The sequence below is a fragment of the Pseudomonas sp. MWU13-2517 genome (assembly GCF_023242545.1).
Taxonomy (GTDB): domain Bacteria; phylum Pseudomonadota; class Gammaproteobacteria; order Pseudomonadales; family Pseudomonadaceae; genus Aquipseudomonas.
The window spans coordinates 114,115-136,022 of the sequence record NZ_JALMFA010000016.1 but is presented as its reverse complement, the minus strand read 5'-3'; the positions used below and the strand labels follow the sequence as shown (position 1 = coordinate 136,022).

The 21,908-nt window shown below is 62.0% G+C and carries 16 protein-coding genes and 2 riboswitches; of the genes, 10 read left to right on the top strand and 6 right to left on the bottom strand.

Annotated elements, in window-relative coordinates; translation table 11 throughout:
* Positions 1-26: 26 nt before the first annotated feature.
* From cobM to M5B97_RS22595, 4 genes are all read right to left on the bottom strand, one after another.
* Positions 27-773 (bottom strand): precorrin-4 C(11)-methyltransferase, encoded by a 747-nt coding sequence (gene cobM, locus M5B97_RS22610; protein ID WP_123718183.1) that lies wholly within the window; start codon positions 771-773, stop codon positions 27-29.
* Between the two features lie 70 nt (positions 774-843).
* Positions 844-1,236, bottom strand: coding sequence for a cobalamin biosynthesis protein (locus M5B97_RS22605; RefSeq protein WP_248732699.1), 393 nt, complete (start codon positions 1,234-1,236; stop codon positions 844-846).
* Positions 1,233-1,937, bottom strand: coding sequence for a CbtA family protein (locus M5B97_RS22600; RefSeq protein ID WP_248732698.1), 705 nt, complete (start codon positions 1,935-1,937; stop codon positions 1,233-1,235). The genes M5B97_RS22605 and M5B97_RS22600 overlap by 4 nt, the downstream gene beginning before the upstream one ends.
* Before the next feature lie 11 nt (positions 1,938-1,948).
* The gene (locus M5B97_RS22595; RefSeq protein ID WP_123718186.1) at positions 1,949-2,137 is read right to left on the bottom strand and encodes a CbtB-domain containing protein; all 189 of its coding nucleotides are present in this window, start codon (positions 2,135-2,137) and stop codon (positions 1,949-1,951) included.
* Positions 2,138-2,233: 96 nt separating this feature from the next.
* A riboswitch (cobalamin riboswitch) is annotated at positions 2,234-2,443 on the bottom strand.
* A gap of 837 nt (positions 2,444-3,280) precedes the next feature.
* A riboswitch (cobalamin riboswitch) is annotated at positions 3,281-3,481 on the top strand.
* A 92-nt stretch (positions 3,482-3,573) separates the two neighbouring features.
* Between M5B97_RS22595 and cobW the strand changes: the two genes are divergently transcribed.
* From cobW to M5B97_RS22575, 4 genes are read left to right on the top strand one after another with little or no spacing between them, the layout of a single operon-like run.
* Positions 3,574-4,635, top strand: a complete 1,062-nt coding sequence (gene cobW, locus M5B97_RS22590) for a cobalamin biosynthesis protein CobW (RefSeq protein WP_134660834.1) — start codon at positions 3,574-3,576, stop codon at positions 4,633-4,635.
* Between the two features lie 3 nt (positions 4,636-4,638).
* Complete coding sequence (cobN, locus tag M5B97_RS22585; RefSeq protein WP_248732697.1) at positions 4,639-8,400, top strand: cobaltochelatase subunit CobN; 3,762 nt, start codon at positions 4,639-4,641, stop codon at positions 8,398-8,400.
* Positions 8,400-9,398 (top strand): AAA family ATPase, encoded by a 999-nt coding sequence (locus M5B97_RS22580; protein ID WP_248732696.1) that lies wholly within the window; start codon positions 8,400-8,402, stop codon positions 9,396-9,398. Before cobN ends, M5B97_RS22580 begins: the two co-directional genes overlap by 1 nt.
* A gap of 53 nt (positions 9,399-9,451) precedes the next feature.
* Complete coding sequence (locus tag M5B97_RS22575) at positions 9,452-10,054, top strand: VWA domain-containing protein (protein ID WP_248732731.1); 603 nt, start codon at positions 9,452-9,454, stop codon at positions 10,052-10,054.
* Positions 10,055-10,223: 169 nt separating this feature from the next.
* Here the strand turns inward: M5B97_RS22575 and M5B97_RS22570 are convergent, their stop codons facing one another.
* Positions 10,224-13,169, bottom strand: a complete 2,946-nt coding sequence (locus M5B97_RS22570; protein WP_248732695.1) for a membrane-targeted effector domain-containing toxin — start codon at positions 13,167-13,169, stop codon at positions 10,224-10,226.
* A gap of 117 nt (positions 13,170-13,286) precedes the next feature.
* Entirely contained in the window at positions 13,287-14,234 is a 948-nt protein-coding gene (locus tag M5B97_RS22565) for a DUF1853 family protein (RefSeq protein ID WP_248732694.1), read from the bottom strand.
* Positions 14,235-14,379: 145 nt separating this feature from the next.
* On the opposite strand from M5B97_RS22565, the gene M5B97_RS22560 reads away from it, so the two are divergent.
* Genes M5B97_RS22560 through pepN form a run of 6 tightly spaced genes read left to right on the top strand, consistent with a single transcriptional unit; the run spans position 14,380 to position 20,880 of the window.
* Positions 14,380-15,270: an NAD(+) kinase gene (locus tag M5B97_RS22560; RefSeq protein ID WP_003217892.1), complete on the top strand. Its 891-nt coding sequence runs from the start codon at positions 14,380-14,382 to the stop codon at positions 15,268-15,270.
* Positions 15,270-16,241, top strand: a complete 972-nt coding sequence (locus M5B97_RS22555; RefSeq protein ID WP_134660830.1) for a metallophosphoesterase — start codon at positions 15,270-15,272, stop codon at positions 16,239-16,241. Before M5B97_RS22560 ends, M5B97_RS22555 begins: the two co-directional genes overlap by 1 nt.
* Positions 16,238-17,107: a rhomboid family intramembrane serine protease gene (locus M5B97_RS22550; protein WP_134660829.1), complete on the top strand. Its 870-nt coding sequence runs from the start codon at positions 16,238-16,240 to the stop codon at positions 17,105-17,107. The genes M5B97_RS22555 and M5B97_RS22550 overlap by 4 nt, the downstream gene beginning before the upstream one ends.
* A 14-nt stretch (positions 17,108-17,121) precedes the next feature.
* Entirely contained in the window at positions 17,122-17,382 is a 261-nt protein-coding gene (locus M5B97_RS22545) for a DUF1315 family protein (RefSeq protein WP_016972751.1), read from the top strand.
* Positions 17,379-18,209 (top strand): DUF2797 domain-containing protein, encoded by an 831-nt coding sequence (locus M5B97_RS22540; RefSeq protein ID WP_123718780.1) that lies wholly within the window; start codon positions 17,379-17,381, stop codon positions 18,207-18,209. Before M5B97_RS22545 ends, M5B97_RS22540 begins: the two co-directional genes overlap by 4 nt.
* A gap of 13 nt (positions 18,210-18,222) precedes the next feature.
* Positions 18,223-20,880, top strand: a complete 2,658-nt coding sequence (gene pepN, locus M5B97_RS22535) for an aminopeptidase N (protein WP_248732693.1) — start codon at positions 18,223-18,225, stop codon at positions 20,878-20,880.
* Positions 20,881-21,908 lie beyond the last annotated feature (1,028 nt).

The following is a 21,908-nucleotide window of genomic DNA, read 5'->3' as shown; positions in this document are numbered from 1 at the left end:
GCTCCCACCGTTTTGTCGGTATGTGTTTAGGGGCGATAGAGGTGGGCATGGCCTGCGCGGTACAGCGATGACTCGCTGAAACTGTCGTTGGCCAAGACACGGCCTACCACGATCAGTGCCGTGCGTCGGAAGCCCTTGATTGCGACCTTTTCGGCAATGTCCGCCAAAGTCCCCACCGCCCAGTCCTGATCCGGCCACGTGGCCCGGTGCACCACGGCAATCGGGCAGTCGGCGCCATAGTGCGGCAGCAATTGAGCGACGATCTTCTCCAGATGATTGACCCCCAGGTGAATCGCCATGGTCGTGCCGTGACGGGCCAGGCTGTCGAAGTCTTCACCGGCCGGCATGCTGGTTTTATCGGCGTAGCGGGTCAGGATCACACTCTGGGCGATATCCGGCAGGGTCAGTTCGGTTTCCAGCAACGCGGCACAAGCTGCTACGGCAGTCACCCCGGGAATGATCTGGAAGGGAATGCCCAACTCCCGCAAGTGCCGGATCTGCTCACCAATCGCCCCATACAGGCTTGGATCCCCCGAGTGCACCCGCGCCACATCCTGGCCCTTGGCGTGCGCGGTCTTGATCAGGTCAATGATCTGTTCCAGGTGCAACTCGGCACTGTTGACCAGCGTCTGCGCCTGATGACCTTCCAGCACCGCGGCCGGCACCAGCGAGCCCGCGTAGATAATCACCGGGCAACTGCGGATCAGCCGTTGGCCTTTGACGGTGATCAATTCCGGGTCGCCGGGGCCTGCGCCGATGAAGTAGACGGTCATGGGGAGTTCCTGTTGAAAAACGGGCGAGCATGAAAATTGCTCATTATCAAAGACGGCAATTATCGGGATTTCAGCCGGCGCACGCCAATGCGAAGGTGGCATGGGGGGATTTTCTGCGGCTGATCAACAGTCGGGAAGGGGCCTTGGCAAGTTCCTCGGCCAGGGCCAGGGCGGCGCCTTCGGCGATGCCGTAACAGCCGGTATGGGCAAAGGCTAGCTCGGATTTGTGGCTCAGGCGGTCTTCATACATAGCCAGATGCTGTGCACTGAAGCACCGTAAGGGCAGACCCAGCCGCTCGGCCAGCGCCAGTAAGCCCGGCTCATGCTGTTTGTGATCGATACTGGCCAGCGCCGTGACCTGTTGGCGCTCGATACCGCCCTCGGCGAGGGCGGCGTCAAACAGCGCCAGCAGGGCATCGACCTCACAGCCCCGCCGGCAACCCAGGCCGACCACCAAGGTCATGCCGAGTATTGACTGTCGCGATGACGCCGGAACAACCAGGCGCTGATCAGGCCCAGGGCCAGCCAGAACAGCACGTTAGTCAGTTGCGACGCGATTTTGAACTGCGCTTCCAAGGCCTCCGGGGCCAGCATCGAATGCACTTCGGGTTGCGGCGCGCCGATCACATGAGGTACGGCCAGGATCGCCACGCCCAGCACTTTGAGCAGCCAGTTGCGCCCAAACACCAGCAGCGCGATACCGGCCGCCGTGGAGGCGGCGGTGCCGATCCACCAGATCTGGCGCTGGGCCAAATCCGCCGCGGCAGTGCCCGGCAACTCCGGTGGCAAGCCCAGAGTAGGGGCCAATACGAACGTTGCGTAACCGGCCAGGCCCCACAGCAGGCCCTGCGCCGTGCGGGTGGGCGCCCGCAGGGTGTAGAGACCGGCCAGCATCAGCGCGAAACCAACGGCGACCACCAGGTTGCCACCGGTGGTAGACAGCACGCGCTGCCAACCGTCTTCAGGCTCCCAGGCCTCGGCATCGTGAGTGTGGGCGGCGGCGCCGTCAGCATGTGCATGGGGGACTTCGGCAGTCGCTGGGGCCTTTTCAAAAGTCTCTGCCTGCAAAATCAGGGGTGCGACCCAGAAGCTTTGCAGCAAGGTCAGCAGCAAGGCGGCCAGCAACCCGGTGAACCCTGCGGTTTGCGCAATACGCTTGATCATGTCGGCAGGTCTCAGTGGCACGGGAAAGCGGCGCTGTGGCGGGTATCGTGCGCAGCGTTATGCACCGCTTCGATATGCGAGAAACCGGCGAAATAAACCAGGCACGCGCCAAGAATCGACGCACCGATGGCGGCGGTCAGGCGTTGGCTCAAGGTAGAAGTGCCGCTGGCGGCGGACGAAGTACTGCTGATGATCGACATGGCGCGTCCCTTTGGGGTGTCAGGGTGAAACGAGCGCATGCAAACCCCGCGAGCCAGGCACGCAGGGTTCCGAACAGCGCCCGCCCACCGCGGGTTTGTTATCTGATTTTTTCGGGCCGGTCTCCGGGCTTGCGAGGGGCGCTCTCGAGAGAGTCCTGAAAGCGTCGCCTTCCCATGCATTCGCACAGTGGCTGTGACACTTCGCTCGCTTACCGTTGCGGGGGCAGCACCGGACTGGTCATATCGCTATGACGCACCGGTTTCCCGTTTCACCCTTTGCAGGGCACCCGAAACAAGGTGTGTAGGAGAGCATGAGGGGGTTGGGGGAGTCAATTGGGGGAGTCAATTGGGGGGTGGGCATATCCGTTGTTTGGGTGATGGCGGGTATTGGTTCCGCCCTTACGGCGGCTCACTTTTGAAAAGCGCAAAAGTAAGCAAAACGCTCTTGCCCCAACACTCGGCACCTCGCTCACGCTCGGTGTGCCCGTAATCCGATATTGATTTGGGGGGCCGCCGCCACGCGCCATCCATGGCGCGGGGCGGCTAAACCGGCATCCCTGCCGGTTTACCCCCCAAATCAATATCGAATTCCGGCCAGCGTGTTTAACGGGGCGCCTAGATCAAAATCAAGATCAAAAACCAAAGCACGGCGGCCTGACAGCCGGCCTGAGTGGTTGGATCAAAAGCAGATACGCGTAGAAGCTGGCTTGCCGGCGATGCAGAAGCCTCGGTACATCAGGCACACCCAGCCGATGTCATCGCAGGCAAGCCAGTTCCTACAGCCTGATCGAGGTCGACATAAAAACTCGGTCGGCTGTCAGGCCGCCGCGTTTGCGTTTGATCTTAGGCGCCCCGTTAAACACGCTGGCCGAACGCAGGCTTGAATCCGTGGGTAACCCGGCAGGACGCCGGGTTAGCCGCCTCGCGCCATGGATGGCGCGTGGCGGCGGCCCACGGATTCAAGCCGGAGTGAGGGCATGCCGAGCCTAGGCGAGGCACCGAGTGTTGGGGCAAGAGCGTTTTGCTTACTTTTGCGCTCTTCAAAAGTGAGCCGCTGTAAAAGCGGAACCAATAGCAGCCGTTACCAAAGAAACGGATATGTACACTAACCCAACCCATCATTGACCATCCCCCAAGCACTGCGTAGCCTTGCACCCTCGAGGTTCTTCGGCCTAGGCCGAAGCTAAGAAGGGAACGCGGTTCAAGCCGCGGCTGCCCCCGCAACTGTAAAGGGTTCGACTGACTGCCACGCCACTGCCGAAAACGCGGGAAGGCGCAGCCAGCGCCGGTCGCAAGACCCGCAAGCCCCAAGCCAGGAGACCTGCCTCGTAACCGATTTTCCAATTCAACCGGGCGGGGTGATCCGGTGACGAAATCCGCTGCTGCGCACCGCCGCAGGGCCTGTCGTCCCGTCTGCCCGCCCCAAAGGGCATCCGATGAAAACACTGGCCAAACTCCCCGTCACCATCGTTACCGGCTTTCTCGGCTCGGGCAAAACCACCTTGCTGCGCCACATGCTCGACAACGCCCAGGGCCGCCGTATCGCCGTGATCGTCAACGAGTTCGGTGAACTGGGTATCGACGGCGAAATCCTCAAGCAGTGCTCCATCGGTTGCACCGAGGAAGAGGCCAGCGGCCGCGTGTACGAACTGGCCAACGGCTGCCTGTGCTGCACCGTGCAGGAAGAGTTCTTCCCGGTGATGCGCGAGTTGGTGGCCCGTCGCGGCGACCTTGACCATATCCTGATCGAAACCTCCGGCCTGGCCCTGCCAAAACCTTTGGTGCAAGCCTTCCAGTGGCCGGAAATCCGCAGCGCCTGCACCGTTGACGCCGTGATCACCGTGGTCGACAGCCCAGCCGTGGCCGCAGGCACCTTCGCCGCCTTCCCGGACCAAGTGGACGCGCAGCGCAAACTCGACCCGAACCTGGACCACGAATCGCCGCTGCACGAGCTGTTCGCCGATCAATTGGCCAGTGCGGACCTGGTGATCCTCAACAAGACCGACCTGATCAACCCCGAAGACCTGGCCCGTGTGCGCCTGGAAGTGGCCGAGGAACTGCCGCCGGCGGTGAAAATCATCGAAGCCAGCAGCGGTCGTCTGCCCCTGGACGTGCTGATTGGCCTGGGCGCCGGCTCCGAAGAACATATCGACGCTCGTCACAGCCATCACGATCACCACCACGACGGCGAAGATGATCACGATCACGATGCCTTTGACTCCATCTCCATCGACCTGCCGCAAACCGACGAAGCCCTGCTGCTTGATGCCCTGACGCAGTTGGTGGTGCAACACGGCATCCTGCGCGTCAAGGGTTTCGCCGCGATTGCGAACAAACCGATGCGCCTGTTGATCCAGGGCGTGGGCACGCGCTTTGACAAACACTTCGACCGTGCCTGGGGCCTGGATGAGGCACGCACCACGCGTCTGGTGCTGATCGGTCAGGAACTGGATGCGGCAGGCCTTGAAGCGCAACTGCGCGCCGCGCTCAGCGTCTGACCCATGCACCTGCTCAGGACCCAGCCCGGTGGTTTCGTCTCGGACGACAATATCGCCGACCTTGGGCAAACCCCCGCTGAACTGGTGATCCTCTGCAGCGGCGACTCCAGCCTGGCGCTGCTGGCCGAAGCGGCGCAGCAGTTGCCCGAGGATTACCCCAGCCTGCGCCTGGCCAATCCGATGCAGGTGCAGAATCACGCTTCGGTCGACCTGTACGTCGATGAGGTGCTGCGCCACGCCAAGGTCATCCTGATTTCGCTGCACGGTGGTATCGCTTATTGGCGCTATGGCATCGAGCGGCTGGTGGAGTTGGCAGAGCGCGGCGTGCAGTTGATCCTGGTGCCGGGGGATGATCGCCCCGACCCGGAGCTCAGTAGCCTGAGCACCGTCGAAGCGGGCGACCGCGACCGCCTCTGGCACTTCCTGCGCCAGGGCGGACTGGGCAATGCCCTGGATTTCTATCGCTGCCTGGCCAGTGCTTACCTGGGCCGCGATTACGCCTGGGCCGAACCGCAAACCCTGCCGCGCACGGCGATTTATCATCCCCATAAAGCCAATGCCCGTCTCAACGACTGGCAGCGCGAGTGGAACCCTGAGTTCCCGGTGGCGGCGGTGCTGTTCTACCGTTCCCATCTGCAAGCGGCCAATACCGGCTTTATCGACGTGTTCTGCCAGCGCTTGCAGGCGGCGGGGCTTAATCCGTTGCCGATGGCGGTGGCCAGTCTGAAAGAGCCCGGCTGCCTGGCGGTGGTCGAGGACTGGCTGGATGAGGTCAATGCCGCGGTCATCCTGAACACCACCGGCTTTGCCCAGTCCAGCCCCGAAGCGCCACACCTGCGCCCGTTTCGCCGCAATATCCCGGTGATCCAGGCGATCTGCGCCCAGGACAACCAACCCGGCTGGGAGGCCAGCGAGCAGGGGCTCGGCCCACGTGACCTGGCGATGCACATTGCCTTGCCGGAGCTGGACGGGCGCATCATCAGCCGGCCTGTCAGCTTCAAGGATTTGGCGTGGCGCAGCGAGCGCAGCCAGTCGGACGTGGTGTGCTACCGCGCAGCCCCGGAGCGTATGGACTTTGTCGCCGAACTGGCACGGCGCTGGGTTGAACTGGCGCGGGTGCCGAATGCGCAGAAACGGATTGCGCTGGTGCTCGCCAACTACCCGACCCGCGACGGGCGTATCGGCAACGGCGTGGGCCTGGATACGCCGGCGGCGGCGCTGAATATCCTGCGTGCGCTGCAAGCGCAAGGCTACCCACTGCCGCAGGCCTTGCCGGGCAGTGGCACCGCGCTGATCCACGAACTGCTGGGCGGCGTCACGAATGACCTGGACAGCCTCGACCTGCGCCCTTGCCACCAAAGCCTGGGCCTGGACGACTACGCGGTGATGTTCAACCGCTTGCCCGAAGCCAACCGCCAGGCCGTGCTGGAACGTTGGGGGGCGCCCACTAACGACCCGATGTGCCGCGACGGCCGCATGATGATCGCCGGCCTGCGCCTGGGCCTGACCTTCGTCGGTATCCAGCCCGCGCGGGGTTACCAGGTAGACCCCAGCGCGGTGTATCACGACCCCGACCTGGTGCCGCCCCACGGCTATCTCGCGTTTTACTTCTGGCTGCGCCACACCTATGGCGCCCACGGCGTGATCCATGTGGGCAAGCATGGCAACCTCGAATGGCTGCCGGGCAAGGGCGTGGGCCTGTCGGAAAACTGCTGGCCCGATGCATTGCTGGGGCCGCTGCCGAATATCTACCCGTTTATCGTCAATGACCCGGGCGAAGGCGCCCAAGCCAAGCGGCGCACCCAGGCGGTGATCATCGATCACTTGATGCCGCCGCTGACCCGCGCCGAAACCTATGGCCCGTTGCGTGACCTTGAATTGTTGGCGGATGAGTACTACGAGGCGCAGTTGCTTGACCCGCGCCGCGCACTTGAACTGCAAAAAGACATTCTCAAGTTGGTGCGCGAAACCCGTATCGACCAGGAACTGGAGTTGGGCAGCGATGTGGACGCGGCGGTCTGGCTGCCGCGCCTGGACACTTATCTGTGCGACTTGAAGGAGTCGCAGATCCGTGACGGCCTGCATATCTTTGGCGAGTCTCCCGAGGGCCGCTTGCGCATCGATACCTTGCTGGCGTTGTTGCGCATCCCGCGCGGCGACGGCCGTGGCCCGCAATCGAGCCTGCTACGGGTACTGGCCAAGGCTTTCGAGTTGGGCTTTGACCCTCTTGATTGTGCCTTGGCCGAACCCTGGACCGGCCGCCGGCCCGAGGTGTTGCAGAAGATTGACGCTCAGCTATGGCGTACCGCCGGCGATACGCGCGAGCGTCTGGAATTGTATGCGGCGCGGTTGATCGAGCAGGCGCTAGAAGGTCCGCTGGAGCAGCTGGAAGAGCCCGGCTGGGAAGCCGTGAAGTCCGTTATCGAGAGCCTGCGCATAGTGGTGGCGCCGCGCCTGGATAGCTGCGGCCCGGCCGAGATGCGTGGCTTGCTGGATGCCTTGAGCGGCCGCTTCGTACCGGCCGGTCCCAGCGGCGCGCCGAGTCGTGGACGCCTGGATGTGCTGCCCACCGGGCGCAATTTCTTCGCGGTGGATGTGCGCAACTTGCCGACAACCACCGCCTGGCGCATTGGCTTCCAGTCGGCCAACTTGATTCTGGAGCGACACCTGCAGGACCACGGCGACCATCTGCGTCAGCTCGGCCTGTCGGTATGGGGTACGGCGACCATGCGCACCGGCGGCGACGATATCGCCCAGGCCATGGCACTGATGGGCGTACGCCCGGTGTGGGCCACCGGCAGTCAACGGGTGGATGACTTTGAGATCCTGCCGATCAGCCTGTTGGATCGCCCACGGGTAGACGTGACGTTGCGGGTGTCCGGGTTCTTCCGTGATGCCTTCGCCAACCTGATCCGCCTGTTCGACGCGGCGGTGCAGGCGGTGGCCGCCTTGGATGAGCCGGATGATATGAACCCGCTGGCGGCCAAGGTGCGCAGCGAGCGGGAGGCGTTGCTCCGGTCGGGGCTGGACGCAGAGTCTGCCGCCAGGCAGGCCGGTTGGCGCATTTTCGGCGCCAAGCCCGGGGCTTATGGTGCCGGTGTGCAGGGCGCCATTGATGGTCGCCTATGGCAAAGCCGTGAGGATCTGGCCGAGGTCTACCTTAACTGGGGGGCTTACGCCTATGGCGGCTCGGATGAAGGCAGCGCGGCCCGCGAGCAGTTCGCTCGACGCTTGAGCCAGGTGCAGGCGGTGTTGCAGAACCAGGACAATCGCGAGCATGACTTGCTCGATTCCAACGACTACTACCAATTCCAGGGCGGTATGCTCGCCGCCGTGGAAACCCTGAGTGGCGACAAGGCCGCCAGCTACCATGGCGACCACAGCCAGCCGGACCTGCCGAAGATCCGTACCTTGAAGGAAGAGTTGAACCGGGTGATCCGCTCCCGCGCCGCCAACCCGAAGTGGATCGACGGGGTGAAACGCCACGGTTATAAAGGTGCCTTCGAAATGGCTGCGACGGTGGACAATCTGTTCGCCTTCGACGCCACGACGGCGCTGATCGACGACCATCAATATGCCTTGCTCGCCGACGCCTATTTGCTTGACCCCGATACCCGCGCCTTTGTGCAAGAGCACAACCCGGCTGCGCTGCGCGACATGACCGAGCGCATGCTTGAAGCCCAGCAGCGCGGCATGTGGCAGGCACCCGGCGCGTATCGCGAGGCGTTGCAAAACCTGTTGCTGGATATAGAAGAAGACAGCTGATGACTGATACGCCGCATTTCCCACTGGCCGCCGTGGTCGGCGCCGATGACTTGAAACTGGCGCTGTGCCTGGCCGCCATCGACCCGAAGATCGGCGGCGTGCTGATCGAAGGCCCCCGGGGCATGGCCAAGTCCACCCTGGCCCGTGGCTTGGCGGACCTGCTGGCCAGCGGTCAGTTCGTCACCTTGCCGCTGGGCGCCACCGAAGAGCGGTTGGTCGGCACCCTGGATTTGGACGCCGCGCTGGGCGAGGGCCGTGCGCAGTTCTCCCCGGGTGTGCTGGCCAAGGCCGATGGCGGGGTGTTGTACGTCGATGAAGTCAACTTGCTGCCGGATCATCTGGTGGACGTGCTGCTGGATGTGGCTGCCAGCGGTACCAATTTGATCGAGCGCGACGGCATTTCCCATCGGCACTCGGCGCGCTTTGTGCTCATCGGCACCATGAACCCGGAGGAGGGCGAGTTGCGTCCGCAACTGCTCGACCGATTTGGCTTCAACGTGGCGTTGAGCGGGCAGACCGTGCCCGCCGAACGTGGGCAGATCATCCGCCGTCGCCTGGATTTCGACACCGACCCGGCAGCGTTCTGTGCGCAGTGGGCAGACCAGCAGGGCGCCTTGCGTGAACGTTGCACCCAGGCGCGGGCACGGCTGGGCAGTATCGAGCTGGATGATCAGGCGTTGGCCCGGATCACCGAGCGCTGCTTTGCCGCCGGTGTCGATGGCCTGCGTGCGGACCTGGTCTGGCTGCGCGGTGCCCGGGCGCATGCGGCGTGGCGTGGCGCGGCGGCGATTGCCGAGCAAGACATCGACGCCGTTGCGGAGTTTGCCTTGCGCCATCGCCGTCAGGCGCCATCCCCACCGGCCAGCCCGCAGAGTGAAGGGCAGTCACCCGCATCTGCAGACACTTCGCCGGGCCAGGGCCAGTGGGGCGATATGCCTGCGCCGGCCTTGCCGACGGGCGCCCGGCGGGATGTGCCGACCTGGCCAAAAAAGCCCTAGGCATTCGCCTCCGACCTGACACGGCGGCGGATGCCCGGCCCAAGGCGGGGCGACTGGACAGGGGCAGGCAAGGCAAGGCGCGGCGTGCGCAGCAGGGCACGATCAATTGGCCGGGCACCTTGCTGGGTGGTCGGCCGCACACCCGCGAAGACTTGTTGTTTCATCTTCGCAGTCGCGCGGCCCATGAATTGTGGCTGGTGATCGTCGATGCCTCGGCCTCTACGCGGCGCCATCACGCCTTGAGCGATGCCAAGGGCTTGTTGGCCCAGGTGTTTGATGACGCTTACCACCAGCGCGCGCGCCTGGCGTTGCTGACGGCCAGCGGGCAGTCGCCCACATGGCAGGTGCAGGGCTTGAAAGCGGCGAAGGGCTTGGCCGATTGGTTGCACCCGTTGGGGGCCGGGGGCGGCACGCCGTTGCTGGCCGCGCTGACCGAAGCCGGGCACTGGCTGGCGCTGCGACGCAAGCGTTACCCCGCCGAGCAGCAGCGTTTGCTGGTCATTACCGATGGCCGCCTGAAGGATATGGCCGGTTTGCCCTGGCTGGAATGCCCAGGGTTACTGGTGGATATCGAGCGTGGGCCGATCCGGCTGGGGCGGGCGCAGGCCCTGGCGACCGGATTGGGGATCGCCTATCGGCATATCGATGAGCTGTAGAGACGCGGCACCGGCTTCTTGCAAGGCAAAAAAGCCGGGCCTGGCGAGGCTTTTTGTAGGAGCGAGCTTGCTCGCGAAAAACTCACCGGCGCCGCGTTGATTCAGGCCACACGCGTCATCGTTGAGATTCTTCGCGAGCAAGCTCGCTCCTACGGACGGCACTTACGCTTTACATGTCTATATAGACTTCCGTCTTATCGCGAGACTGGATGATCGAAGTGCCTTTATTGGCCACCGCTTCATCGACGGTTATCCCCGTTGAGCCCGTCAGTTCAGGGACGCCTCGAATGGGCGGGTGGCTGTCATACGTGACGACGTGGTCGCTGCCGACCCGGGCAATCCATTTCTCCCCGGGGTGGGCAGCCTGGTCGCGCTCGATGACGTTGGCCGCGTAGTAATTCATGTTTTTGATCCGCGTCGTTTTGGACTCGCTGGAGGGCACTTCAATCGCTTTGACTCGAATGCTATTCAAGCGCATGGTCACCAGCAGTTGTTCGTTGGTGTAGGGTTTATGCGCGGCATGGGCACGGTCGATTATCTTCAGGTTTTCCCGCAACTTGGGTGAGATCTCGCCGGTTTCGTAGAACTTGTCCAAGTCAGGCTGCAACGAGTGGTCGAACCCTTCCGAATACAAGATGCGGACATTGTTGCGCTTGAACTCGCCGGCATTATCAATCAGCAGTCGCAGCGTGGCCGACTGTGAGTGATCTTCGCCAAACACCAGGCCGGTGGTTTTTTTGAACAGGCTATTAATGGTCTCCGCCAAAGATGCTTTTTTGGGGAGCGGCGAATGGACCGGCCGCGCCTTGCTCTTGGCATTTTTATGGAAGTCGTCCGCGTCTTTTTTCAACTGTTTATCTATTTTCTTGCTGGCGCTCGATGATGACGGCTCGCCCGTCGCCGGGTAGTCGTAAGCGGCGGGATCGAACGGCTTTTCGGCTTGCCACGGCCACTTTATGCCGCCCGGGCCGTTGAGCGGCGTCCAGGTACCGTCGGCGGTGGCGTGGACGGTCATCACCGGTCTTCTGGTCTGCGGGTCGATCACTTGGGCATAACCGTTGCTGAATTTGCCTTTGATTTCAAACACGTGCTCGGCATTCTTATCATCGGCAAGCTTGATCAACCAGCGGTCTTCGCCCTGGCTGCCCTTGACCTGATAAATGCCCTTGGCGTCAGGTGTGCCGTTGGTTAGCAGCTTTTCGCCATCGGGGACGACGTAGGCGCTGATATCGCTCCATTGTGATGGGCGCAGGCGATTGGCGGTGGCGGCGGGCGCTTCATTCTTCAGGGGCAGGTTCGCGTCGTCCGTCTCGACCTGTACCCCGGGTTTTTCAGTGGGGTTGATCACCTTGGGTTCGCCACGGCCGGCACGCCCGATATGGGGGGCCACCGTGACGACGGCGTTGAAGACGCCAAATACCACGCGGTCGGTGCCTTTGGGTTTGCCCTGTACCTGGTCATCCACTCCGATGCCTGCCGTGGTGATACCGCTGACCACGTAAAACGCGTCCAGCCCCAAGGCCACTTCAGGTACGACCATCGCCAAAGGCGTCATGAACAAGGCCATCTTGCCGATCTGCTCCAACGTGTCGAGCACGCCTTGTTTAGTCACGTCGGCGTCACTGGTGATCTTGACGGCCGCGTCGGCGTAGGAGCGCTCCTTTTGCCTGCGGGTCACTTCGGCAAATGGCAACGTGCTGGGTTCGGTCTTGATGTAGGTCTGCGGGTCCCATTTACCACTGAATGCCCGATGGTTGTATGAAAGCAGCCCGCCTGGTGTTTCACGTGCCTTCGGCCAGGCGCCGAGCCCGGCCAATGTTTCATCTACCCCAGCCCTGGCCCAGCCCATGGGTTGGTCTTTAAGTGCAAAGTGTGACGACAGGGCTGTGCGCTTGGCCGGGTCGGCCATTTGCGCCGCCAGCCAGGTTTTCATCGCGGCCGGGCTGTTGAATGTGTGCAGTGGCGAGGAGTTGCCCGGTATATAGAGAAGCGTCATCGGTGGCAGCTTTTTGCCATCGGCGTCGAACCGAGCCTTATTGTCCGTGATGTACATAAGGTCGGTGGATTGATACTCGCCGATTTTCAACAAGCCGACTTCAATGTCCGGGTCCTTGGGCGGGTTCTTCTGCAAGTCTTCATAGTTGATGTCGGGCCAGGATTGCTGATTACCGGATAACCCGGCGGCACGCATGACCAACTCGCGGCCTCGCGCGCTGAGGCTGCCTTCTTGGTGTTGGGCCATGGCCGCCTTGACCAGCGAAGCCTTGGCCAGCACTGGGTATTTCTCCTGGTGGGTGCTCCAGAACTCGTCCAGAAACTGCGTGTAGGGTTTTTGGAAGTCGGCCTTCCAGACCAGGCTTTTGAATTGTGCCGGGGTGACAGCGCTCTGGTTCGAGGCGTTGTAATGCTGGGTGGACGAGTTGGGGGGCTCTCTATAAATGCCTTGGTAGCTATGGGTGACATCCGCAGTTTTGCTGTTGGGGTTCAGGCGACTGGGGAAATCAAATACCCCCGGTTTGTGCGTCGGCAGATGGTTTTGGACGTGCACGTCCGGGCCGCCGGTGAAGAACGGCACTTCATAACCTTTGCCCGTGGGCGTTTTTTGCGCATTTTGAATCAGCGCCTGGGTCAGCGAGATGCGCTGGACGATCTTCGCCGGGTGAGGGGGTGAACCCTTGCTGTTGTAGTCGTAAGTGACCAGGTAGGTCGTGTCTGGGTCGATGTCCCATTTCGCCTTGTCGCCAGTCTCCTTGGCCTTCATTTCGGCAAATTTCTTTTTTAGAAAATCCGAAGCTTGCTGCTCGACAGTTTTGAAGGCGCCCGAGATGGCTTCTGCGCTTGGATCAATATTGATATTCGGCCCCAGGTTGATTGGCGCTGGGGTCTTGTCGGTGTTCGCGACGTTTTTACCCGGGGCGAGGTCGACATTGACTTCGACGTAGCTGTCGGAAGTGGGGTCAGGCTTCACCTCAACGCCCAACAGCTGTTGCTTGGGTGGGGCGCCGTCGATATGGCGCTTGATGCGTATACCGTGATCGACAGGTTGGGCCTCTGGACCGGCTTCCGGGGTTGGGAATGTGGGCGGCAGGTAGGGTGGCTTGGCGACAATAGTCACAATTGAACTCTCGTTATGCAGTCACAGGAGGATGTCGTCCTTGCGTGGCTGCATGGATCGGAAGAGTTCCAGTTTTTCTGTAGGAAGGATGGCTGGTTGCAGGGGGCGCTGCGTTCGTCAGGCATTGCCTGGAACGTTGGGCCAAAGGTCCGCCACCAGGAACAATCGCTCGGCTTCCTCCCAGGCTTCACCGGCCTGCACCAGCCGCACCAACAGCTGTGCCGGCGCCATCGGGTCCAGGTCGGCCAGCCAGCGGTGCATCTGTTCCTCGCTCCACACCTCGCTCGCAGGGTAATGCGCCGGCGCCAGCCATGCGTGGCGTGGCAGGGGTTGCCAGCGCCCGGGCGGGCGGGTGCTGGAAAAATCGTACCAGTCGCGCTGATGCAACCAGTGCCCGCGCAGATGTTGCGGATGGGCGCCGCGCGGAGGTTCGGCCTGGCCGGGCCACGGGTACAACAGATAACCGCCCAGCCACAAATGCGCATCCAAGGGTTGGATATCCAGCGCCGCCAGGGCTTCACGGCTTTCCGGCCTGGCCGATATCGGCAATTGATGTTGAGCCAGATGCGCCAGTTTGCGATCCAGCCGGTCGTGGCATCCAGGGCCCAACCATTGCGCGGCGTCCTGGCCATCGCCGTGCTGGGGGCCAAGGTAAAGTTTGATTGCCAGCTCCAGGTGGTGCACGCCGTCGCGGTCGCGCACCAGCATATCCAGCTCGCCCAGGGTGTGCCCGGCGCGGCGGATCGGCAGGTTGGCCGCCACCAGCTCCACGCCCGGCGCATGCTGCACGGCAAATTGCCACAGGCGTTCGTAGTAGAGGCCCAGGCGTCGGGTGCGTGACAGGCTCAGCCAGTGCTGCAGGGCGCTGCTGTCTTGATCGAGGGCGCGCAACCAGTGTTCAAGCCGATCGGGCGCCTGCACCCAGGCGCTGCCGGCCAGCGGATGGCGCTGCGGCCAGGGCGTTTGCGCAAGCATCGGCGGGGCAAGTATCACCCACGCCAGGTCGCGCACCTCGGGGTGGCGCAATTGGCGGGGTAAATGCTGCAAGTCAGGGAAGACGGTCATGGTCCGAGCATAGCCTTTTACGCACCGGGCAGGTGGCTGAGAACCGTTGTCATCATGGTCCGGCAGCGACAAAGGGTTTTGCCTGACGCGGCCTTTCGCCCATAATCGTTCTTTTTGGCCACACCCCACATCCCGCAGGAGCCCCATGGAGCAATTTCGCAATATCGGCATTATCGGTCGTCTGGGCAGCACCCAGGTACTGGACACCGTCCGCCGGCTGAAAAAATTCCTGCTGGAACGCCACCTGCATGTGATCCTCGAAGACACCATCGCCGAAATCCTGCCGGGTCACGGCCTGCAGACGTCGTCGCGCAAGATGCTTGGCGAAGTGTGCGACATGGTGATCGTGGTCGGCGGCGACGGCAGCCTGCTCGGCGCGGCCCGGGCCTTGGCACGGCATAACGTGCCGGTACTGGGGATCAACCGAGGCAGCCTGGGGTTTCTCACCGACATTCGTCCGGATGAGCTGGAAGTCGAAGTGGCCAAGGTGCTCGATGGCCATTACCTGGTGGAAAACCGCTTCCTGCTGCAAGCCGAAGTGCGCCGCCACGGTGAAGCCATCGGCCAGGGCGATGCGCTGAATGACGTGGTGCTGCACCCCGGCAAATCCACGCGCATGATCGAGTTCGAGCTGTATATCGATGGCCAGTTCGTGTGCAGTCAAAAGGCCGACGGCCTGATCGTCGCCACGCCCACCGGTTCTACGGCGTATGCGCTGTCGGCCGGTGGCCCGATCATGCACCCCAAGCTCGATGCCATTGTGATCGTGCCGATGTACCCCCATATGTTGTCCAGCCGACCGATTGTGGTCGATGGCAACAGTGAGCTGAAAATCGTGGTATCCAAAGACATGCAGATCTACCCGCAAGTCTCCTGCGACGGGCAGAACCATTTCACCTGCGCGCCCGGTGACACCATCACGGTGAGCAAGAAGGCACAGAAGTTGCGCCTGATCCACCCGCTGGATCACAACTACTACGAAGTGTGCCGCACCAAGCTGGGCTGGGGCAGCCGCTTGGGGGGTGGAGGCGACTGATGCTCGATCCCGCGCGTAGCTACGACCTGATTGGTGACGTGCACGGTTGCGCCCATACCCTTGAGCACCTGCTCGACCGGCTGGGCTACCACAAGCAGGGCGGCACCTGGCGCCATCCAACCCGCATGGCGGTGTTCCTCGGCGATATCATCGACCGCGGCCCGCGCATCCGCGAGGCGTTGCATATCGTCCACGACATGGCCGAGGCCGGCCAGGCGCTTTGCGTCATGGGCAACCACGAGTTCAACGCACTGGGTTGGACCACACCGGCGCCGCCAGGCAGTGGCAAGCAGTTCGTGCGCGAGCACAACCCGCGTCATGCGCGCTTGATCCATGAGACCCTGACCCAGTTCGAGCACCACCCGGCCGACTGGCACGATTTCCTCGGCTGGTTCTATGACATGCCGCTGTTTGTCGATGCCGGGCGCTTCCGTGTGGTGCATGCGTGCTGGGATGACGGTTTTATCCAGCCGCTGCGTGCGACCTTTCCGGACGGCTGTATCGACCAGCACTTCCTGCAGGCCGCCGCCGTGCCCGGCAGTTTTGCCTGCAATGCGTTCGACCGCCTGCTGCGCGGCACCGATATGCGCCTGCCGGATGGGCTTACGCTCACCGGTGGCGATGGCCTGACACGTTCGTTCTTCCGCACAAAATTCTGGGAAGACGATCCGAAAACCTACGGCGACATCGTGTTTCAGCCCGACGCATTGCCGGAACCGGTAGCGCGCACGCCCTTGTCGTCCACTGAAAAAAACTCCCTGCTGCGCTATGGCGTCGACGAGCCGTTGTTGTTCGTCGGCCATTACTGGCGCAGCGGCAAACCGGCGCCTATCCGCGACAACCTGGCCTGCCTGGACTACAGCGCGGTGCTGTACGGCAAGCTGGTGGCGTATCGACTGGATCAGGAAACCCGACTGGACCCGCGTAAATTCGTATGGGTCGACGTTGAGCGGCCTGAGGTTATTGCATGAGTACCGTAGCTGTATTGCGCTTGCCCTTGAGCGTCGACCTGGGCGGTTTCGTCAAGCTGCTGCAACGCATGCAGGTGCCCCATCGCGTCAGCGAGGAGGGCGGTGAGCAGGTGTTGTGGGTGCCCGAGAGCATCAGCGACGATGTGCGCGTGTTGTATCAGCGCTTTCCCGCCGGTGACCCGGACCAGCAACTGGACATTCCCGAACAGGCGCCTCTCAGGCGACCCGGCTTTGTCCAACAACTGCGCATGAGCCCGGTGACCGCACTGGTGCTGCTGGCGAGCATGATTGTGGGCGCGGTGACCCTGCTCGGTGAAAACCTGCAAGCCGTGGCCTGGCTGACCTTCCTGCCGTTCCGGGTCCTGGGTGAGTACATCCAGTTCACTCCGCTGGCCGACAGCCTGGCCTCGGGGCAGTGGTGGCGGCTGGTCACGCCGATGCTGATCCACTTCGGCATCCTGCACCTGGCCATGAATGGCATGTGGTACTGGGAGCTGGGGCGCCGTATTGAAGTACGCCAGGGCAGCATCAACCTGCTGGGCCTGACCCTGTTGTTCAGCCTGGTCTCCAATTACGCGCAATATGCCTATGGTGGCCCAGGCTTGTTTGGCGGGCTGTCCGGTGTGTTGTATGGCTTGCTCGGGCACTGTTGGATTTTTCAATTGTTGTCGCCCAACCCGGCCTATCGTTTGCCCCGTGGGGTGCTGGCAATGATGCTGATATGGCTGGTGCTCTGCATGTCGGGGCTGGTCTCGATGATCGGCTTCGGCGAAATCGCCAACGCGGCCCACGTGGGCGGCTTGGCCATCGGTTGCTTGACGGGTTTGCTGGGCGGGCTGTACAGCCGCCGCAAAGCGTCCATTTGATAAGGAAGAGCCTTATGTCCTCTTTTGCTGAAATGATCGAAAACATCACCCCGGATATCTACGAGAGCCTCAAGCTCGCCGTGGAAATCGGCAAATGGTCCGATGGCCGCAAGCTCACCGCCGAACAGCGCGAGCTGTCCCTGCAAGCGGTGATCGCCTGGGAAATCCAGAATCTGCCGGAAGACCAGCGTACCGGCTATATGGGGCCGCAGGAATGCGCGTCCAAGTCGGCACCGGTGCCGAACATCCTGTTCAAGTCGGATGCGATCCATTGATTGAAATTGGTCGCGGTGCAGTCAGCAAAATGTCGGCGCAACTCGGTGAGCCGACCGTCCAGTATGCGTTTCGCCTGGGTGACACCGAGGTGCCGGTCAATCCGTTGATCGGTACTCACGTGCGCCTGGAGTACCTGGGCGCCATCCATTGCAGCCATTGCGGCCGCAAGACCAAAACCAGTTTCAGCCAGGGTTACTGCTACCCGTGCATGACCAAACTGGCCCAGTGCGACCTGTGCATCATGAGCCCCGAGCGTTGTCATTACGACGCCGGCACCTGCCGTGATCCGGGCTGGGGCGAAAAATTCTGCATGACCGACCATGTGGTCTACCTGGCCAATTCGTCGGGAATCAAGGTCGGTATCACCCGCGCCACTCAACTGCCAACCCGTTGGCTGGACCAGGGCGCCAGCCAGGCATTGCCGATCATGCGCGTTGCCACCCGCCAGCAATCGGGTTTCGTCGAAGACCTGTTCCGCAGCCAGGTGGCCGACAAGACCAACTGGCGTGCGCTGCTCAAGGGCGACGCCCAGTCGGTGGACCTCAAGCAGGTACGCGATGAACTGTTCGCCTCCTGCGCCGAAGGCTTGCTGGGGTTGCAGGAACGCTTTGGCCTGCAGGCCATCCAAACCATTGCCGACGTCGAGCCGATCGAGATCCGCTATCCGGTGGAGCAGTATCCCGCCAAGATCGTCAGTTTCAACCTGGACAAGAACCCGATTGCCGAAGGCACGCTGTTGGGGATCAAGGGCCAATACCTAATCTTCGACACCGGCGTTATCAATATTCGCAAGTACACGGCCTACCAGCTCGCCGTGCATCAGTAGAAGGATGCCACCCATGCGCACCGAACAACCGAAGATGATTTACCTGAAGGACTATCAGGCGCCGGACTACCTGATCGACGAGACGCACCTGACCTTCGAATTGTTCGAGGACCACAGCCTGGTCCACGCGCAACTGGTGATGCGCCGCAACCCTGAGCGCGGCGCCGGCTTGCCGCCATTGGTGCTGGATGGCCAGCAACTCGAGCTGTTGAGTGTGAGCCTGGCTGACCAGGCGTTGACGGACGCTGACTACCAGTTGACCGACAGTCACCTGACCGTGCACCCGAAGAGCGTTACCTTCACGCTGGATACCACGGTCAGGATCCACCCGGAAAGCAACACCGCCCTGGAAGGCTTGTATAAATCCGGCGGCATGTTCTGCACCCAGTGCGAGGCCGAGGGTTTTCGCAAGATCACCTATTACCTCGACCGCCCGGATGTGATGAGTACCTTCACCACTACGGTGATCGCCGAGCAGCACAGCTACCCGGTGCTGTTGAGCAACGGCAACCCGATTGCCAGCGGCCCCGGTGAAGACGGCCGCCACTGGGCGACCTGGGAAGACCCGTTCAAGAAACCGGCCTATCTGTTTGCCCTGGTCGCCGGTGATTTGTGGTGCGTGGAGGACAGCTTCACCACCATGACCCAGCGTGAAGTGGCGCTGCGCATCTACGTCGAGCCGGAAAACATCGACAAGTGCCAGCACGCCATGACCAGCCTGAAAAAATCCATGCGCTGGGATGAAGAAACCTATGGCCGCGAGTACGACCTCGACATCTTCATGATCGTGGCCGTGAACGACTTCAACATGGGCGCCATGGAAAACAAGGGGCTGAACATTTTCAACTCCAGCGCCGTGCTGGCCCGCGCCGAAACCGCCACCGACGCCGCGCACCAGCGGGTGGAGGCCATCGTCGCCCACGAGTACTTCCACAACTGGTCGGGCAACCGCGTGACCTGCCGCGACTGGTTCCAGCTGTCGCTCAAGGAGGGCTTCACGGTATTCCGCGATTCCGGGTTCTCCGCCGACATGAACTCGGCCACGGTCAAGCGCATCCAGGATGTGGCGTACCTGCGTACTCACCAGTTCGCCGAAGATGCAGGCCCCATGGCTCACGCCGTGCGCCCGGAAAGCTTTATCGAAATCTCCAACTTCTACACCCTGACCGTGTATGAAAAGGGTTCGGAAGTGGTCGGCATGATCCACACCTTGCTCGGCGCTGAAGGCTTCCGCAAAGGCAGTGACCTGTATTTCGAACGTCACGACGGCCAGGCGGTGACTTGCGATGACTTCGTCAAGGCCATGGAGGACGCCAATGGCGCCGACCTGAGCCAGTTCAAACGCTGGTACAGCCAGGCCGGTACGCCGCGCCTCGCCGTCAGCGAGTCCTACGACGCCGTTGCCAAGACCTACAGCCTGACGTTCCGCCAAAGCTGCCCGGAGACGCCGGACAAGGTGCAGAAACTGCCGTTTGTGATTCCCGTGGAATTGGGGCTGTTGGACGGGCAAGGTGCGGGTATTGCCTTGCGCCTGGCTGGTGAGGCGACTGCCGTGGGCACCTCCCGCGTCATTTCAGTGACTGAAGCCGAGCAGACCTTTACCTTCGTCGATATCGCCGAACAGCCGTTGCCTTCGCTGCTGCGCGGGTTCTCGGCGCCGGTGAAGCTGAGCTTCCCGTATAACCGCGATCAACTGATGTTCCTGATGCAGCACGACAGCGACGGCTTCAACCGTTGGGACGCCGGCCAGCAACTGGCGGTGCAGGTCTTGCAGGAACTCATCGGCCAGCATCAGGCAGGTCAGCCGCTGAAACTCGATCAACGCCTGATCGACGCGTTGCGCACCGTGCTGAGTGACGAGAGCCTGGATCAGGCGATGGTCGCCGAGATGCTCTCGCTGCCGAGTGAAGCCTACCTGACGGAGATCAGCGAAGTGGCGGATGTCGATGCCATCCACGCTGCCCGTGAGTTTGCCCGCAAGCAGCTCGCCGAGCACCTGTTCGAAGCGCTCTGGCTGCGCTATCAGGCCAACCGTGCACTGTCCCGGCAGACACCGTATGTGGCGGCCGCCGAGCACTTTGCCCGTCGCGCCTTGCAGAACATCGCGCTGTCGTACCTGATGCTCAGCGGCAAGCCCGAAGTGCTGGCGGCCACCCTGGAACAGTTCGACGCCTGCGACAACATGACCGAACGCCTGACCGCGCTGGCGGTGTTGGTGAATTCGCCGTTCGAAGCGGAGAAGACCCAGGCATTGGCGGTTTTTGCGGAAAACTTCAAAGACAACCCGCTGGTCATGGACCAATGGTTCAGCGTACAGGCCGGCAGCACCCTGCCGGGCGGTCTGGCACGGGTCAAGGCGTTGATGGAGCACCCTGCGTTCAACATCAAGAACCCGAATAAGGTGCGGGCACTGGTTGGCGCGTTTGCCGGGCAGAACCTGGTCAACTTCCACGCCGCCGACGGTTCGGGTTATCAATTCCTGGCGGACTTGGTGATCCAGCTGAACAGTCTCAACCCGCAGATCGCTTCGCGCCAACTGGCGCCACTGACACGCTGGCGCAAATATGACGACGCACGCCAGGCGCTGATGAAGGCGCAGCTGGAGCGCATTCGCGGGTCCGGTGAGTTGTCCAGTGATGTGTTTGAGGTCGTCAGCAAAAGCCTCGCGTAAATCAGCGGAAAAACGGCCTGCACAGGCTAATGCCAGTCGGTTAAGGGTGAACGCTGTATGTGTGGCGAGGGAGCTTGCTCCCGTTGGGTCGTGAAGCGGCCCCGTTCTTTGTTTACAAAGCATGGGACTGCTGCGCAGTCCAGCGGGAGCAAGCTCCCTCGCCACAGGTTACTTTTCAGCCTTTCTCCTTCTTGACTGACTGGCATTAGGATCAGTGATCCGGTTTCCTGTCGGTGACGGTCAACTTCAACAACATCTTCGACAAGTCCTACTACACCAACGTGGGCTTTTATAACTGGGCCGCCTACGGTGAGCCGCGCAACGTGATGGTCAGCACCCGTTGGGACTTCTGATGTGAAGTCTTGATCGCCCTGGGTGATCGAACAAACGCCCGATGAGCGCCACGCGTTCATCGGGCGTTTTTTATGCACACACAAACACGGCGCAAAAAAACCGGATCAGTGACTAATGCCCAGTCAGTTAAGGGGGAACGCTGTATGTGTGGCGAGGGAGCTTGCTCCCGCTGGGTCGCGAAGCGGCCCCGGTCTTTGTTTACAAAGCATGGGACTGCTGCGCAGTCCAACGGGAGCAAGCTCCCTCGCCACAGGTACTTTTTAGCCTTTCTCCTTCTTGACTGACTGGCATTAGGATCAGTGATCCGGTTTCCTGTCGGCGACGGTCAATTTCAACAACATCTTCGACAAGTCCTACTCCACCAACGTGGGCTTTTATAACTGGGCCGCCTACGGTGAGCCGCGCAACGTGATGGTCAGCACCCGTTGGGACTTCTGATGTGAAATCTTGATCGCCCTGGGTGATCGAACAAACGCCCGATGAGCGCCACGCGTTCATCGGGCGTTTTTTATGCGCACACAAATACGGCGCAAAAAAACCGGATCAGTGACTAATGCCCAGTCAGTTAAGGGGGAACGCTGTATGTGTGGCGAGGGAGCTTGCTCCCGCTGGGTCGCGAAGCGGCCCCGTTCTTTGTTTACAAAGCATGGGACTGCTGCGCAGTCCGACGGGAG